Annotated in this window: 17 protein-coding genes; 9 read left to right on the top strand and 8 right to left on the bottom strand. The window is 39.3% G+C overall.

Going from position 1 to position 15,099, the window contains the following annotated elements; all coding sequences use genetic code 11:
• Nucleotides 1–115 precede the first annotated feature (115 nt).
• The 4 genes from J4N25_RS08865 to def all read left to right on the top strand — a co-directional run bounded on the left by J4N25_RS08865 (nt 116) and on the right by def (nt 4,316).
• On the top strand, nt 116–1,654 hold the full coding sequence (locus J4N25_RS08865) for a YifB family Mg chelatase-like AAA ATPase (RefSeq protein ID WP_207421837.1): 1,539 nt from the start codon (nt 116–118) through the stop codon (nt 1,652–1,654).
• Between the two features lie 68 nt (nt 1,655–1,722).
• A complete protein-coding gene (gene msrA / locus J4N25_RS08860) occupies nt 1,723–2,364 on the top strand; it encodes a peptide-methionine (S)-S-oxide reductase MsrA (protein ID WP_207421836.1) in 642 nt (213 codons plus the stop codon).
• A gap of 24 nt (nt 2,365–2,388) precedes the next feature.
• Nucleotides 2,389–3,624 (top strand): M16 family metallopeptidase, encoded by a 1,236-nt coding sequence (locus J4N25_RS08855; protein WP_207421835.1) that lies wholly within the window; start codon nt 2,389–2,391, stop codon nt 3,622–3,624.
• Nucleotides 3,625–3,752: 128 nt separating this feature from the next.
• Nucleotides 3,753–4,316, top strand: coding sequence for a peptide deformylase (gene def / locus J4N25_RS08850; protein ID WP_207421834.1), 564 nt, complete (start codon nt 3,753–3,755; stop codon nt 4,314–4,316).
• Between the two features lie 26 nt (nt 4,317–4,342).
• Here def and J4N25_RS08845 read toward each other — a convergent pair whose 3' ends face one another.
• The 3 genes from J4N25_RS08845 to J4N25_RS08835 form a co-directional block, all read right to left on the bottom strand.
• A complete protein-coding gene (locus J4N25_RS08845) occupies nt 4,343–4,978 on the bottom strand; it encodes a hypothetical protein (protein WP_207421833.1) in 636 nt (211 codons plus the stop codon).
• 151 nt (nt 4,979–5,129) lie between these two features.
• A complete protein-coding gene (locus tag J4N25_RS08840) occupies nt 5,130–5,405 on the bottom strand; it encodes a NifU family protein (protein WP_207421832.1) in 276 nt (91 codons plus the stop codon).
• A 30-nt stretch (nt 5,406–5,435) separates the two neighbouring features.
• Complete coding sequence (locus tag J4N25_RS08835; RefSeq protein WP_207421831.1) at nt 5,436–6,515, bottom strand: Mrp/NBP35 family ATP-binding protein; 1,080 nt, start codon at nt 6,513–6,515, stop codon at nt 5,436–5,438.
• Between the two features lie 272 nt (nt 6,516–6,787).
• Between J4N25_RS08835 and J4N25_RS08830 the strand changes: the two genes are divergently transcribed.
• The 4 genes from J4N25_RS08830 to J4N25_RS08815 are packed head-to-tail and all read left to right on the top strand — an operon-like array spanning nt 6,788 to nt 10,429.
• Entirely contained in the window at nt 6,788–8,941 is a 2,154-nt protein-coding gene (locus J4N25_RS08830) for a transglycosylase domain-containing protein (RefSeq protein ID WP_207421830.1), read from the top strand.
• A 34-nt stretch (nt 8,942–8,975) separates the two neighbouring features.
• Nucleotides 8,976–9,527 carry a hypoxanthine phosphoribosyltransferase gene (hpt, locus tag J4N25_RS08825; RefSeq protein WP_207421829.1) on the top strand — a complete coding sequence of 184 codons (552 nt, stop codon included), beginning with the start codon at nt 8,976–8,978 and terminating at the stop codon, nt 9,525–9,527.
• A 36-nt stretch (nt 9,528–9,563) separates the two neighbouring features.
• A complete protein-coding gene (locus J4N25_RS08820) occupies nt 9,564–10,229 on the top strand; it encodes a phosphatidylserine decarboxylase family protein (protein ID WP_207421828.1) in 666 nt (221 codons plus the stop codon).
• Nucleotides 10,230–10,234: 5 nt separating this feature from the next.
• Nucleotides 10,235–10,429, top strand: a complete 195-nt coding sequence (locus J4N25_RS08815; RefSeq protein ID WP_207421827.1) for a hypothetical protein — start codon at nt 10,235–10,237, stop codon at nt 10,427–10,429.
• Between the two features lie 178 nt (nt 10,430–10,607).
• Here the strand turns inward: J4N25_RS08815 and rplS are convergent, their stop codons facing one another.
• From rplS to J4N25_RS08795, 4 genes are all read right to left on the bottom strand, one after another.
• Nucleotides 10,608–10,955 carry a 50S ribosomal protein L19 gene (gene rplS, locus J4N25_RS08810; protein WP_242691586.1) on the bottom strand — a complete coding sequence of 116 codons (348 nt, stop codon included), beginning with the start codon at nt 10,953–10,955 and terminating at the stop codon, nt 10,608–10,610.
• A gap of 135 nt (nt 10,956–11,090) precedes the next feature.
• Nucleotides 11,091–11,765 (bottom strand): tRNA (guanosine(37)-N1)-methyltransferase TrmD, encoded by a 675-nt coding sequence (trmD, locus tag J4N25_RS08805; protein WP_207422132.1) that lies wholly within the window; start codon nt 11,763–11,765, stop codon nt 11,091–11,093.
• A 10-nt stretch (nt 11,766–11,775) separates the two neighbouring features.
• Nucleotides 11,776–12,303 carry a ribosome maturation factor RimM gene (gene rimM / locus J4N25_RS08800; protein ID WP_207421826.1) on the bottom strand — a complete coding sequence of 176 codons (528 nt, stop codon included), beginning with the start codon at nt 12,301–12,303 and terminating at the stop codon, nt 11,776–11,778.
• Between the two features lie 85 nt (nt 12,304–12,388).
• The gene (locus J4N25_RS08795; RefSeq protein WP_207421825.1) at nt 12,389–12,913 is read right to left on the bottom strand and encodes a 30S ribosomal protein S16; all 525 of its coding nucleotides are present in this window, start codon (nt 12,911–12,913) and stop codon (nt 12,389–12,391) included.
• A 220-nt stretch (nt 12,914–13,133) separates the two neighbouring features.
• On the opposite strand from J4N25_RS08795, the gene J4N25_RS08790 reads away from it, so the two are divergent.
• On the top strand, nt 13,134–14,519 hold the full coding sequence (locus J4N25_RS08790) for a PAS domain-containing protein (RefSeq protein ID WP_207421824.1): 1,386 nt from the start codon (nt 13,134–13,136) through the stop codon (nt 14,517–14,519).
• Here J4N25_RS08790 and lpcA read toward each other — a convergent pair.
• Nucleotides 14,490–15,056, bottom strand: coding sequence for a D-sedoheptulose 7-phosphate isomerase (gene lpcA, locus J4N25_RS08785; protein ID WP_207421823.1), 567 nt, complete (start codon nt 15,054–15,056; stop codon nt 14,490–14,492). The genes J4N25_RS08790 and lpcA overlap by 30 nt on opposite strands.
• Nucleotides 15,057–15,099: the final 43 nt, after the last annotated feature.

Raw genomic sequence — 15,099 nt, 5'->3', positions numbered from 1 at the left:
GAATTCTGATCATGAAGGCTTATTCTTCGATTTCAATCTACTCCGTTTATATTTTCTTAAATCAACCTTTCTCAAAAATTAATTTTCCCTTATCTTCGAAAAACCCTTATTGCAGATGCCAGTAAAAACCTTTGGTAGCGCCGTTTACGGAATTGAAGCAATCACTATTACTATTGAAGTTAATATAAGTGGAGGAACAAAATATCATATTGTTGGATTGCCAGACAAAGCAGTAAGCGAAAGCTTACTCCGGATAGAGAGCGCTATAACCAATTCGGGTTATAGAATGCCGCGACAAAAAATTGTTGTGAACCTCGCTCCTGCAGATATCCGCAAGGAAGGCTCCTCCTATGATCTCGCTATTGCGATAGGTATCCTTGCAGAGTCAGAGCAAATTGAAAGCAGCTTCCTTCATAAATATCTAATTCTCGGTGAAATTTCCCTTTCAGGGAATATTTTGCCAATTAAAGGAGCTTTACCCATTGCAATTCAAGCAAGGAAAGAACAGTTTAAAGGGATTATTATTCCAAAAGCGAATGCCAGGGAAGCAGCAATCGTAAATGATCTTGAGATTTATGGAGTAGAGAGCCTTTCAGAAGTCATTGAATTTTTTAACGGGCAGAAAACACCAAAAAGAGTTATTGTTGACACACGTGACGAGTTCTACCACAATATCAACAATTACGAATCAAACTTTTCTGATGTAAAAGGACAGGAGAATATAAAGCGCGCACTTGAAATTGCAGCCGCGGGAGGACATAATGTTGTACTTATCGGTCCTCCTGGAGCAGGTAAAACAATGCTGGCTAAGCGACTACCGAGCATTCTTCCACCACTAAATCTTCACGAAGCTTTAGAAACAACAAAAATACACTCTGTTGCCGGTAAACTCGCTGCCTCTGATTCTTTGCTAACAGTTCGTCCCTTTAGAAGTCCCCACCATACAATTTCAGATGTCGCACTAGTTGGCGGTGGGGGAAACCCACAACCAGGAGAAATATCACTTGCTCATAACGGTGTGCTTTTCCTTGACGAGCTACCTGAATTCAAGCGAACTGTACTAGAAGTAATGCGTCAGCCCCTGGAAGAGCGAAGAGTAACGATATCAAGGGCAAGGTTTACCATCGACTATCCTGCCAGCTTCATGCTTATCGCATCAATGAACCCTTGTCCCTGCGGTTTCTACAATCATCCCGAACGGGAATGCGTTTGCGCCCCGGGGGTAGTTCAGAAATACCTGAGTAAGGTATCGGGGCCCCTATTGGATCGTATTGATCTTCATGTAGAAGTAACTCCTGTAAATTTTTCAGAACTCGCCTCAGATCGGAAAGCTGAAGCGAGTGAAGTAATACGTGAACGGGTGATAAAGGCACGCCAGGTTCAGGCTGAGAGGTTCGCTGAAAGTCACGACGTTTACTGCAACGCGCAAATGACATCGACCTCTGTAAGGGAAATTTGCAAGATAAATGCAGCTGGTCAGGTGCTTTTAAAAAAGGCAATGGAGAGACTTGGACTGTCTGCCCGTGCTTATGATCGTATTCTAAAAGTTGCTAGAACTATTGCAGATCTTGACTCATCCGAAGATATTAAGATAGAACACCTTGCAGAAGCAATTCACTACCGTAGCCTTGACAGAGATGGATGGGCCGGCTAATATCTCACATTTGTCAAAATCCTTTTAGTCAATAATTTCGTATCTATAATCATGTTTATTTTAATACGATGACAAACAAAGGGAAATTTTTGACAATACTTATCGGGTTCTTTGCCTTAATAGCCTGCAACTCCTCAGGACAACAAAAAACAAAGGAGATCAAAGTACAGGCTGCAACAGAAAAAAAAGCTATAGCCGCCTTTGCCGAGGGTTGCTTCTGGTGCTCAGAGGAAATTTTTGAACATATAGCTGGTGTTGACTCAGCTGTATCAGGTTATGCAGGAGGACATGTCAAAAATCCTACTTATGAGCAGGTCTGCACCGAAACAACAGGTCACGCAGAAACTGTATTAGTATACTATAATCCGGGGGAAGTAAGTTATGACCAGCTATTAGAAGCATTTTTCACATCTCATGATCCTACCACAAAGGACAGACAGGGGCCAGATGTCGGTTCATCCTATCGGTCTGCAATATTTTACCTTGATGAAGCACAAAAAGAAGCGGCAACCAAAGCGATAATGAAATGGCAACCAGCGTTCAAAAACCCGATTGTGACAGAACTTACTCCGCTCAATAAATTCTATCGAGCAGAGGAATATCATCAGAATTACGCCCAGGAAAACCCCAACCAGTCGTACATTGTCGGAGTTTCTCAACCACGTTTTCAAAACTTTAAACGTCAATGCAAATTAAAGCTTAAAGAATAATAAAAGCTTACCTTTGCAGGCTTAATGGAATATCAGGTCTTTACATTACCCAATGGGATCAGGTTGCTTTATAAACCTGTTATATCCTCAGTCACACACTCCTGTATAATTATAAATGCAGGATCCAGAGATGAAGCGAAAGGAAAAGATGGCCTTGCTCATTTCATTGAACACCTATTATTTAAGAAAACTGAAAAAAGGAATACAAGGCAAATTTTGAATTATCTCGAATCTGTCGGAGGTGATTTGAACGCGTACACCACAAAGGAATATACCTGTATTCATGCCTCCATACTAAATCCTTATTTAAACAGGGCTTTTGATCTTTTTGAAGATCTTGTTTTCCATTCCACATTTCCAGAAGATGAAATGGAGAAGGAAAAAGGTGTGATTTTGGATGAGATTGCTTCCTATCAGGACCAACCTGAAGAAGCGATACAGGATGATTTCGAGGATTTGATTTACTCAGGCCATGAACTTGGCAGAAATATCCTGGGCACTACAGAAACTGTACAGAGTCTCCAAAAGCAAGATCTGCTGGACTTCCTGGCCAACAACTATAACACAGAAGAAATAGCTATAGGGGTTATGGGAAACTATAACTTCAAAAAATTGTGCAATACGTTCGAACTGGTGTTTGGCCAAGTGAAACACAATACTGGCAATAGGAAACGAAATCCCCTTCCCATATACAGTCCTGTTTTAAAAAAAGAAGCTAAACCCATCAACCAGAGCCATTATGTTATAGGAAATTTGGCTTACTCAATTCACGATGGAAAGAGAACTGGCCTATCCTTACTTAATAATATCTTAGGAGGCAACAGTATGAGCTCGAGGCTGAATCTTGAGATTAGAGAGAAGTATGGTATAGCCTATACTATAGAATCCAACTATTTGGCCTTTACAGACACTGGGTTCTTTTCAATATACTTTGGAACTGATCCGGAAAAGGCAAACAAGGCTGTAGCGCTGGTAAATAAAGAATTGAAAAAACTTCGGGAAGTGAAGCTTTCAGAAAGCACTTTGGCAAAAGCTAAAAAGAAATTCACAGGGCAAATTGCTCTTGCAGAAGAGAACAGGCTTAATCTGCTCATTACCATGACAAAATGCCTTATTGATTATGGGAAAGCAGATACCCTTGAAGAGGTTTTTGAAAAAGTGAACGCGGTTACTGCAAGTCAACTTCAAGATATGTCAAATGAAGTTTTTGATCCTCAAAAGCTTACTACGCTCGCTTTTGAACCAGGAGAAGAAGATTAATAAGACCCGAGTAATACTATTTTCCTAATTTTGCACAATTATCAGTAAAGCAATCGTTAATAAAAAGATAAAGTATGCTTTGATAATGCTGGCACATAAAGCGGAATGTTAAAGCAAGAAAGTTTATTATGAAGTTACCCATTATTGCCTATGGCGATCCTGTTTTAAAAAAGAAAGCAGTTGAGATCACTCCGGATTATCCTAACCTTTCGGAGCTGCTTAAAAATATGTTCGATACGATGTACAGCGCCAGCGGTGTAGGACTAGCGGCTCCACAAGTAGGTCTGTCAATCCGCCTATTCATTGTTGACATTACTGACAGGGATGAACCAGATTATCAGGATTTCAAAAAGGTATTTATCAATCCTATTATTAAAGAGGAATCAGGTGAACTTTGGGACTTCAATGAAGGCTGCCTTAGTATCCCTGACATCCGTGAAGATATCAGGCGTCATAGCAACGTATTACTTTCCTACTACGATGAGAACTTTGTGCATCACGAGGAAACTTTTAGCGGAATGGCTGCCCGCGTTATTCAGCACGAGTACGATCATATAGAAGGGAAGCTTTTTACAGACAAACTTGGACCCTTAAAAAGAGCTATGATAAAAAATAAGCTCGATGCCATCTCTCGAGGAGCTATCAAAGTAGGGTATAAAATGAAGTTCCCTTCAGCAAGCAGAAAAAAATAATTCGTTTGAAAAGGCAGGTGGAAGGATTACTCTTTTTCCCTGCTTTTATCTCCCTGCATAATTTGATTAATAAATGAAGCCCAGGCAAATGGATTTAATAAAGGGTTAGCGCCGCGTGGGTTAATTACTTTATTGCTAAGTGCTATGTGGTTGTTTTGAAAATTAATCATTCCAATCTCCTGCGCATCTCTGGGCAGAGATTTAGACATAGCCATCAAAGAAGATCGATTAACATTTTTCTTGGCAATTTCAAGATCATCATCTGCGAACTTCATTGCCATAAACTCCCTGTTAAATTCATCCATACTAGCCCAAGGATATACAGTTACAGCCGGAAGATTCTTCACTTCCTGTTTCATTTTCACAATAACAGTATATTTTCTTTCGGGAAGATTTTTAGGGATCACTAGAGCTTCTCTTCTATATCCAATTGCGCTAAAAACTATGGTATCGCCTTCCCTGGCCACAAAAGAAAAATAGCCCTGATAATTCGCTGAAAAGGTTCTATTACGGTCAGTCCTGTTGGTAAGGTTTACGTATGGCACCACCACATTCGAATCAACATTATAAATCACCCCAGAGAATTGCACTAAAGGCCTTTCCTGAGCTCCTGCAAAGTTGAAACATAAAATCAAAAACGCTATCGCAAACAACTGCTTCATCAACGTAAACCTACCAAAAATTGTGCTACACCTGTGTTAAAATCTGTTAAAAGGCATCCTTTTAAAAATGCTTCTGTACCACCAGAGCTAAAATAAAAAAGCGACGCATCTTTACAACGCTATCGCTCTTTTATATATTATTGCCTTATGCTTAATTCGCGTTTGGCATAACTGCATTCGGGTCATCTATATCGGTTAAGTTTACAGCTTCAACCGCCGAAACTTCAGGTACTGCTTTCTTGATAGCCTGCTCTATACCGGCTTTCATAGTCATGATACTCATTGGACAAGAACCGCAAGCACCTAATAAACGCAGCCTCACTACATTCTCAGGCGTAATCTCCTCCACAGAAACATTCCCCCCATCTGCTTCCAGATAAGGTCTTATTGTATCAAGCGCACCTTCAACTCTTTGCAACAAATCCATAAAATATATTTTTATAAAAGTAGTAAAAATTTAAGAAACCCCAACCTGGCGAGCTTTTGCATTCTGAATAGACACTTGCTGTGCAACTCTTTCCGCTACTTCGATAAACGCCGCCGACATAGGATTCCCTTCATTTAAGATCACCGGCTCTCCTTTATCCCCAGCATCACTGATGCTTTTTACTAATGGAATTTCACCCAGGAATGGAGCATTAAACTTCTCAGCTAACACCTTTCCTCCGCCCTGACCGAAAATGTAATACTTGTTATTTGGTAATTCAGCAGGAGTAAAGTAAGACATATTTTCAACCACACCCAGCAGAGGAACATTAATCGTCTCCATCAGGAACATGCCAATACCTTTTTTAGCATCGGATAAAGCTACGTTCTGAGGAGTAGTTACAATTACCGCACCTGCAACCGGATAATTTTGAGTAAGAGTAATATGAATATCCCCTGTACCTGGAGGCAAATCAACAACCAGGTAATCCAGGTCTCCCCAATCAGCATCATTAAATAACTGTTTGATTGCGTTCGAAGCCATCGGTCCCCTCCATGGAATAGGCTGCTCAGGATCCGTAAAGAAGCCAATTGAAAGGAGCTTTACTCCGTACTTCTCTACTGGTTCAATCCTTGTTTTCCCATCAGGTGTTTGAATAGCTGCGGGCTTGGCATCCTCTAGTCCAAACATTATTGGCATTGAAGGACCATAGATATCAGCATCGATCAAACCAACGCTGGCCCCTTTCTTAGCAAGCCCGATGGCAAGATTGGCAGCGACAGTTGATTTTCCAACACCGCCCTTCCCAGAAGCAACAACAATTATATTCTTTATATTATCTGTCAATTGATTTTTCTGGTGGGTAACACGTGAAGTCATATTAATCTGAACTTCAGCATTTGCGCTCACGAAGTGAGCAATTGCATTTCTACAGGCATTTGCAATTAAATCTTTAAGTGGGCAAGCCGGAGTAGTTAAAACTACGGTAAACTCTACCTTGCTTCCTTCAATCTTTATATCCTCGATCATGTTTAAGGTAACCAGGTCCTTTTTAAGGTCAGGCTCTTCAACATGTCTTAAAGCATCTAATACTTGTTCTTTAGTGATCATTGATACAATATATCTAATGCAAACTTAGATAAAATTTTTTGGGAGATTTTCATTAGAATAACATATCTATAAGGATGCAGGACTTTTCATGAATCGATCACAATCTATCTTCCGGCCAACCCAGTGCTCATTTGATGGGTTCTAAATCTTTTTTCAAACTCCCAGACAAACTACTTGTTTCAGAGTTGATTTTACAGATATTTACAGGGCAGAAATAAATGCCGCTCTTCTACGTTTTTTTAAACTTAAGCAGGGTAAACTTTCAGAATTAAATGCGAAGAAAACGCTCCAAATATTTAAAGATAGCGCTTATCAGTTTTATTGTCCTGATCATACTAGCTGGCATAGGCGTATCAATAGTTTATGCAAAACGCGAAGCAATCCTTAAGTCGGTCATCGTTAAAGCTGTTAACAAAGCCAGGCATGACTATAACGTAGATCTAAAAATTAATAATCCAAAGTTTGAAGGTCTCGCATCCGTAGCCTTTGATGATATTTCAGTAGTTCCCTACAACAGGGATAGCCTTCTATTTATTAATGACCTTCATGTGAGTGTTCGAATACTTCCGTTAATATTCGGGAATATCAAAATAGGTGCATTGAAGATAAAATCTGGTAAATTAAATATTACTAAGAGAGACAGTATCCGAAATTATGATTTTCTTTTCAATAGGAAACGCGATAGTACAAAAACAAGAAGCAAAGCAGACCTTGCTGACCTCGCTCATAAACTTCTTAATAATGCATTAGACAAAGTCCCTGAAGATATGGAGGTAAATAACCTTGACGTCTTTGTTCAGAGGGACGAGGATCAATTCAGGTTCTTCACCACTACTGCTAATATCGAGAATGGCAATCTTAAATCGACTATAATCGTAAATAATGGCGAATCCAGCTGGCACTTCAATGGAATAGTGGAACCAGACGACGAAAGACTGGAATTTCAACTTTTTGCGGATGGCAAGAAAGTCGAACTGCCGGTAATTGAGGAGAAGTTTGGGCTAAAACTTAATGTAGACACACTTTACATGTCACTAAAAGAAGCTAAGAAAAGTGGAGGCGACTTCAAGATATACAGCTATTTCGGTGTTAAAAACTTCCTTCTTAATCATCCAAAAATTGCTTCTAATGATATTATTGTGCCTTCGGGATCTATCGACGCAGATATTATTATAGGCGAAAACTATGTTGGATTGGATAGTACGTCGGTCATTCACTTAAATAAAATCAAAGCAAACCCATTTATAAAGTATACACTTAAGCCAACAAAGACATACGAGCTTAAGTTAAAAACTGACAAAATGGAAGGTCAGGACCTTTTTGACTCCTTCCCAATCGGGATTTTCGAATCTCTTGACGGCATTAAAGTCCGCGGTCAATTGCAATATGAAATGAGTTTCTTCCTTGATACGAAGAATCCGGATGGCGTTCGCTTTAATTCTGCCTTGCATAAAACAAACTTTGCAATTGTCCAATGGGGAAAAACTAACCTGCAAAAAATAAACAGCCCATTTGTTTATACACCATACGAATATGGGAAGCCAATGAGGGATATAATTGTTGGCCCTCAAAATCCCGATTATGTTCCATTAAACCAAATATCACCCTACCTAAGGAATGCCGTTCTCACAGCAGAAGACCCTTCTTTTTTTACCCATCACGGATTTGTAGAAAAGGCCTTTCAACGGTCTATTGCTACCAACTTTAAAGAAAAATCTTTTAAACGTGGCGGAAGTACTATTTCGATGCAGCTTGTAAAGAATGTTTTCCTAAGCCGGCAAAAAACGATGGCCAGAAAAATTGAAGAAATCCTGATAGTATGGCTTATGGAAAACAATAAGGTATCTACCAAAGAAAGAATGTACGAGGTATATCTTAACCTTATTGAATGGGGGCAGAATGTTTACGGTATTGGGGAGGCTGCCAGATTCTATTTTGATAAGCATCCATCACAACTGGACCTAGGTGAAAGTATATTCCTGGCTAACATTGTACCTCGACCGAAGAAGGGATTGTATTTCTTCGAGGGCGACGGAAGTCTTCGCGTAAGCCTCCGGGGCTACTTCAAACTTATAGGAAATCTGATGGCGCGGAGAGGATATGTGTCAAGAGACACAAATGCTTATGGATTCTACAGCGTGCGGTTGAAGCCAAGTCTCAGAAGAGGTGGTCCTTCTTCCATTGATACAACATCTGTCGACTCACTGATGATGGATGAAGAACCACCTGTAATGATGGATGAGCAGACAGAAGAAGAGCGTGGAAACTTTTTAAGTAGGATTTTTGGCAGGAAGAAGAAGCCAGACACTGCTTATGTTTCCTCTGATGGCAAGATCAGGATTATAAAAGACTCTTCAAATCTGTCAAGGAGAGAAAGAAGAGAACTGCGCAAACGGGAACGGGAACAAAAGAAAATTGAAAACTAAATCTCTACCTTTGGTACATTTCAAAATGCTTTAGATGAGAGTACAGATTGACGATAAGGAATTCGACCTGATGTTAGAGTATGACCAGATAAAAAAGCGTACGCGTTTACTGGGTATACAGCTTAACCTTGATTATGAAAATAAAGTTCCAATTTTCATAGGTGTTCTTAATGGAAGCTTTCTTTTTATGGCAGATCTTGTTAAGGAAGTAAATGTACCCTGCGAGATGGCCTTTTTAAGAGTCTCTTCATATAAAGGGGACTCCAGTACAGGAATTGTTAGAGAAGTGATAGGCCTTGACATAGATATCAACGGACGCGATATTATTATTGTTGAAGACATCGTAGATACTGGCCTCACCCTTAGCTATCTCATTAAGCAACTTAAGGAGAAAAAACCCGCTTCTATCCAAGTTTGCAGTTTACTTTATAAACCAACAGCACTTCAGGCAGAAATAGAAGAACTAACCTACATAGGCTTTGAGATCGCAAATGAATTCGTAGTAGGATACGGACTGGATTATAATGGCTTAGGACGAAATCTGAAAGATATTTACAGAGTTTCTAAGGTTCCATCTGAGACATAAACTTAATTTTTACCATCTTTACACAAAATTTTTCAAATGACCATCCATAAAGAAGGCTACACCTCCATTGCACTTACTGTGCTTTTTATTTTCATTATCAACGCCTTTGCCAACTATTATTTTGCTGATGTGAAATGGTTGTTATGGCTGCTTTATTTTCTCTCTTTCCTTTTGTTTATTATCGTTTTGCAGTTTTTCAGGCATCCAAGCCGAAAGATCAATCCAGACGACTTGCACGTTTTATGCCCGGCAGACGGAAAGGTTGTAGTTATTGAAGAAACCGTTGAACAAGAATACTTTAAAGACAAACGTATACAAGTATCAATATTCATGTCGCCGGTAAACGTGCATGTGAATAGAAATCCAGTGTCAGGCATAGTTAAGTTTTTTAAATATCACCCTGGTAAATACTTAGTTGCATGGGATCCAAAATCATCAACGGACAACGAAAGAACAACCACTGTTGTTGAAAACCCAATAGGAATACCAGTATTATTCAGACAGATAGCAGGGGCATTAGCCCGTAGGATTGTTTGGTATGTTAATGAAGGAGACCAGGTTAAGCAAGGGGATCAATTTGGATTTATCAAATTTGGTTCACGTGTAGATGTGTTCCTTCCACCTGGTACAAAAATAAAAGTTAATTTAGGAGATATTGTAAAAGGCGGAATCACCGTTTTAGCAGAGTTCGACAATAAGTGATCCATATGAAGAAATTATTATTAATTGCAGCTGCAATCGCTTCAATATCTGCAGCTTCAGCACAAACGAAACCTGCAAAGAAAGCAGATACAAATCAAAAGGAGCACTGTAAGAAAGAGGGAGGCAATTGCTGCTCTCCTTCTAGCAAGGCAAAAGCCCTATTGAAAGCAAAGCCAGCGACTACAGAGAAAAAAGGATAAACTTTCCAGCATTGAATTTAAAGCTCATTGGTATCAGATCAATGGGCTTTTTTTAGCTTAAAATTCCATTAAAGAGATTGGTAAAAAGGAAGCGATGAAAGAAACGGAAAAAGTAGCAAATAAAAAAACCTTTCTGGAATACAGAAAGGTTTGAAATATCTTTAGGATAGCTCCTGGATTAAACTCTCTTAGATTTGATACGAGCAGCTTTACCAGTAAGTGCACGTAAGTAGAACAATTTAGCTCTACGAACTTTACCGTAGCTATTTACTTCAATTTTCTCAATGTTTGGAGAATTGATAGGGAAAATACGCTCAACTCCTACACCATTTGACATTTTGCGCACAGTAAAAGTCTCTGTAGCGCCTACTCCATTGCGTTGGATAACTACTCCCTGATAAATCTGGATACGTTCTTTATTTCCTTCGCGGATCTTATAATGAACACTGATTGTATCGCCAGATTTGAATGCAGGAACTTCTTTCTTCGCAACCGCCTGCTCTTCAACAAATTTTACTAAATCCATGATTTTAAGCTCTTAATATCGATTTTTAACCCGTAAAAATCGGACTGCAATATTAGGGATTTTTTGTTAGAATAAAAAGGATATTTTTAATTTTTCCACATTCTCCAAAAAATCCACATTTGAATATAATTAACACTATTTCAGCAAGTCTGGCCGCCGCTCTTTTGTTCTTTCCAGCGCTTGCTCATCCCTCCACTCTGCAATTTTTGCTTCATTTCCGCTCAGTAGAACTGCAGGTACTTGATAGCCCTTCCAATCAGCTGGGCGGGTGTAAATTGGAGCGTCAAGCAACTCTCCCTGAAAAGAATCAGAAAGTGCTGAAGTTTCATCTGAAAGAACACCAGGCACAAGTCGTACAATAGCATCTACCAGTACAGCAGCAGGCAGTTCTCCCCCTGATAAAACGTAATCACCTATAGATATTTCCCGGGTAACATAAATGTCGCGAACACGCTGATCTATTCCCTTGTAATGACCACAAAGAATAATTATATTCTTTTTATCGGAAAGATGATTGGCAATGGTTTGATTTAAAGTAACTCCGTCTGGAGTCATAAAAATAACTTCATCGTACTCCCGCTCAGCTTTCAACTTATCAATGCACCGAGCAAACGGCTCTACCGACATTACCATACCACTTCCGCCGCCATAAGGATAATCATCAACACTGCGATGTTTATTAGTAGAATAATCCCGTAAGTTATGTACGTGGATTTCTGTTAAGCCCTTTTTTTGCGCTCTTTGAAGAATTGAATGCGCAAAGGGACTTTCCAATAGTCCGGGTAAAACGGTGATAATATCAAAACGCATCATAATTCAATTACTCGTTTACATATATATCAATCAGACCCTCCGGAAGTTTAACTTCCAAAACAGAAGTCTCCTCGTCTATTGATACTATAATATCATCATTCAAAGGGAACATTACTTCTCGGAACTTATAAGGTACAACTGCAATGAATTGTTGTGGGTACTCGAGAACCTCCGTAATTTCACCTAACTCCCCGGCCTGCTCATCTTTAACCGTATATCCTACCAGGTCCTCATAATAAAAATCACCTTCCTCTCTCTCAGGCTTTTTAGAATTGGGCAAGTAAATCTTCTTACGAATTAATTTCTCAGCTTTCTCTACTGTATCAATGTCCTCGAAATAAAAATAGCCAGTACTATTAGTGTGCAGTTTACTAGCGGCCGTAAAATAAGGGATCAATTTCCCATTTATTTCTATAAATACCGAATCCAGCTCCAAATCTTCGTAGTCCGAGAACTCAAAATAAATTTGCACCTCCCCTTTAAGACCCTTTGTCTTGGTAATGTATCCGATATAAAAACAATCTTCTAATTTCATACTGAGAAAAACTTAGAGATTTAAATTAAAAAAAACGCCATTACGAAGAGACTCGCAATGGCGTATTAATACTTTTAAAAGCAGATTACTCTGCGCCTTCTTCAGCTGGCGCTTCTGCACCTTCTTCAGCAGCAGGAGCTTCTTCTGCAGGAGGAGTATTTTTAGCAGCGATAGCTGCTGCTTTTTCCTCTTTACGTTTAGCTTCAGCAGCAAGAGCAGCTTTCCTAGCTTCCTCTTTAGTCTGTACTAAACCTTGTTTTTTACCTTGGATTTTAGAGTCTTTAGACTGTAACCACTCGTTGAACTTAGCTTCTGCTTGTTCAGCAGTTAAAGCTCCTTTTTTAACGCCACCTTCCAGGTGTTTTTTGTAAAGCACACCTTTGTATGAAAGGATAGCACGAGCAGTATCAGTTGGTTGAGCACCATTATTAACCCACTCTAATGCTTTCTCGAAATTGATATCGATTGTTGCAGGGTTTGTGTTTGGGTTATAAGAACCTAAACGCTCAATAAATCTACCATCTCTTGGAGCACGAGAATCTGCCACCACTACATAGTAAAAAGGTTTTCCTTTTTTACCGTGTCTTTGCAATCTGATTTTAGTTGCCATTCTTTGATTTTAAAATTTATGTATTCAACATAGTTCCCGGAGTCTCCTGCGGGGATGCAAAGATAGGCTTTTAAACAAATAAAAAAAATTATAAATACCTGTTTTATAGCTAAAAAAGAAAGCAGGAGCAGATAATCGTAATTTGCGTATCTTTATCCAGGAACAATTCAGACAAACCACTCAATAATTCTTGATGTTAAGTTATTGAGGAATATCATTAATGAATACTGTGACATATGCCCCTTCCTCAATAACAGCTGAAGCTATCTGGTCTTTTGATCTGTCAATGGGCAGGTTTAACTATGTTAGCCCTCAACTTGCTGATATTTTTGAAGTATCACTAAGCACTATCGAAACTAATCCTGTTTTTTGGACTGAACTTATACATCCTGACGATTATAAAAATGTGCTTACCGCGACAAAAAGAGCGCATTTGCGAAAGCAGTTTGACATAGAATACAGAATTTGCACTAACAATAAAATCAAGTGGGTAAAAGACAGGAGGAACCTTCTTCTTAATATTGAAGGCAGAGCTATAGCAGTAAGCGGCATCTTGTCTGACATTACCGTATTGAAACAAACAGAAACGAGACTCTCAGAGTCAGAACTAACCTCCCGGTATCTTTTCCTCAATAACCCCAATCCCTTGTGGATTTATGAAATATCTTCCTTAAAGTTTCTGGAAGTGAATCACGCCGCAATTGCTATGTACGGATACACAAAGGACGAATTTTTATCAATGACTATTGCGGATATACGACCAGCAGAGGATGTTGACGAATTGCTTAAATGTGTGAGGAAGGTTGAAGGCAAGTTTTCGAGTCCTCAACATGTATGGCGTCACAGAAAAAAAGACAGAGAAATTATTTATGTGAACATCTCGGGACATGGAATCAGATACCAGGGATCCGACTGTGAAATGGTAATGGTACATGATGTCTCTGAACAGATCAAAAGTAAACAGGAAATAACATTAGCTAAGGAAAGCCTCGACGCGCTGATTAATAATATAGAGGACCAGATTTGGTCTGTAGACTCAAACTATAATCTACTTTCGGCCAATATCTCATTTAAAATAGCTGTGTCGAGAATTATAGGAAGAGACCTTATTCTCGGTGAATCTATATATTTTCCTGAGTTACAAGGAAAAGACGCCAAGATATGGAAGAACCATTACGATAGAGCTCTGAAAGGTGAAGCCTTTCAGATTATAGAAATAATAAATTATCCAGAACTACCTCCCTACTGTGCAGAAACCAAGTTTAGTCCAATAAAAATAAATGATAAAATTGTTGGAGTAGCTTGCACATCCCGGAATATTCAGGAGCGGCTGGAAACGCAAAAAAGAATATTAGAACAAAACGGCAAGTTGCTAGAGCTAATATCTCTTGTTTCTCATGAGATAAGAGGCCCTATTGCTTCAATAATGGGCCTTACTAATATCTTTAATAACAAAGATTATAATGATCCTTTTAATGCAGAAGTGATTAAACTTATACAGGGACTCACTACTGAGCTAGATTCCCTGCTATACACCCTTATTGACAAAACGTATGACTTACAACAAAGCACTCAACTAAATGCCCCTCTCGATGAAGTCGATTAAAGAATGGATAACCTTAATATGAATTTCCTGAGCCCTGTCTGCATAGTCTGACTTTGGAGCTCTTATTTCCACATCACACTCAACAGCCATTTTCCCTCCGTCCTTACCGGTCAAACCAACTACCTTCATTCCTTTCGCTCGTGCAGCTGATATCGCCTTTAGTACATTTTCAGAATTGCCACTAGTACTAATTCCCAGCAGAACATCCCCTTCCTGACCTATAGCTTCTACCATTCTTGAGAAGACATCTGAATAGCCATAATCGTTGGAAACGCAGGAAATATGAGAGGGATCTGAAATAGATATAGCAGGAAGAGCTCTCCTGTCGTTCCTGTACCGACCAGACAGCTCCTCTGCGAAATGCATCGCGTCGCACATTGATCCTCCATTACCACAGGAAATTATTTTTTTCCCGGCTTTAATGGCATCTACAAGTAAAACGCCTGCTCGTTCAATATTTTCAAAATTCTGAGGATCACTCAAAAAGGAATTAAGAACCTTTTCAGCCTCAACGAAATGCAGTTTTATTGATTCCATCGTTTAATTCTCGCGGGACAAACATAGCTATTTCATTCAATCC

The organism is Desertivirga brevis, assembly GCF_017355835.1.
Note: the sequence above shows the minus strand (reverse complement) of the source record. Positions and strands in the feature narration are given on the sequence as shown.

What these genes read in the sequence shown, in the direction of transcription:
- J4N25_RS08865 (WP_207421837.1), top strand. Translation starts at nt 116, where the DNA reads ATGCCAGTAAAAACCTTTGGTAGCGCCGTTTACGGAATTGAAGCAATC.
- msrA (WP_207421836.1), top strand. Translation starts at nt 1,723, where the DNA reads ATGACAAACAAAGGGAAATTTTTGACAATACTTATCGGGTTCTTTGCC.
- J4N25_RS08855 (WP_207421835.1), top strand. Translation starts at nt 2,389, where the DNA reads ATGGAATATCAGGTCTTTACATTACCCAATGGGATCAGGTTGCTTTAT.
- def (WP_207421834.1), top strand. Translation starts at nt 3,753, where the DNA reads ATGAAGTTACCCATTATTGCCTATGGCGATCCTGTTTTAAAAAAGAAA.
- J4N25_RS08845 (WP_207421833.1), bottom strand. Translation starts at nt 4,978, where the DNA reads ATGAAGCAGTTGTTTGCGATAGCGTTTTTGATTTTATGTTTCAACTTT.
- J4N25_RS08840 (WP_207421832.1), bottom strand. Translation starts at nt 5,405, where the DNA reads ATGGATTTGTTGCAAAGAGTTGAAGGTGCGCTTGATACAATAAGACCT.
- J4N25_RS08835 (WP_207421831.1), bottom strand. Translation starts at nt 6,515, where the DNA reads ATGATCACTAAAGAACAAGTATTAGATGCTTTAAGACATGTTGAAGAG.
- J4N25_RS08830 (WP_207421830.1), top strand. Translation starts at nt 6,788, where the DNA reads ATGCGAAGAAAACGCTCCAAATATTTAAAGATAGCGCTTATCAGTTTT.
- hpt (WP_207421829.1), top strand. Translation starts at nt 8,976, where the DNA reads ATGAGAGTACAGATTGACGATAAGGAATTCGACCTGATGTTAGAGTAT.
- J4N25_RS08820 (WP_207421828.1), top strand. Translation starts at nt 9,564, where the DNA reads ATGACCATCCATAAAGAAGGCTACACCTCCATTGCACTTACTGTGCTT.
- J4N25_RS08815 (WP_207421827.1), top strand. Translation starts at nt 10,235, where the DNA reads ATGAAGAAATTATTATTAATTGCAGCTGCAATCGCTTCAATATCTGCA.
- rplS (WP_242691586.1), bottom strand. Translation starts at nt 10,955, where the DNA reads ATGGATTTAGTAAAATTTGTTGAAGAGCAGGCGGTTGCGAAGAAAGAA.
- trmD (WP_207422132.1), bottom strand. Translation starts at nt 11,765, where the DNA reads ATGCGTTTTGATATTATCACCGTTTTACCCGGACTATTGGAAAGTCCC.
- rimM (WP_207421826.1), bottom strand. Translation starts at nt 12,303, where the DNA reads ATGAAATTAGAAGATTGTTTTTATATCGGATACATTACCAAGACAAAG.
- J4N25_RS08795 (WP_207421825.1), bottom strand. Translation starts at nt 12,913, where the DNA reads ATGGCAACTAAAATCAGATTGCAAAGACACGGTAAAAAAGGAAAACCT.
- J4N25_RS08790 (WP_207421824.1), top strand. Translation starts at nt 13,134, where the DNA reads ATGAATACTGTGACATATGCCCCTTCCTCAATAACAGCTGAAGCTATC.
- lpcA (WP_207421823.1), bottom strand. Translation starts at nt 15,056, where the DNA reads ATGGAATCAATAAAACTGCATTTCGTTGAGGCTGAAAAGGTTCTTAAT.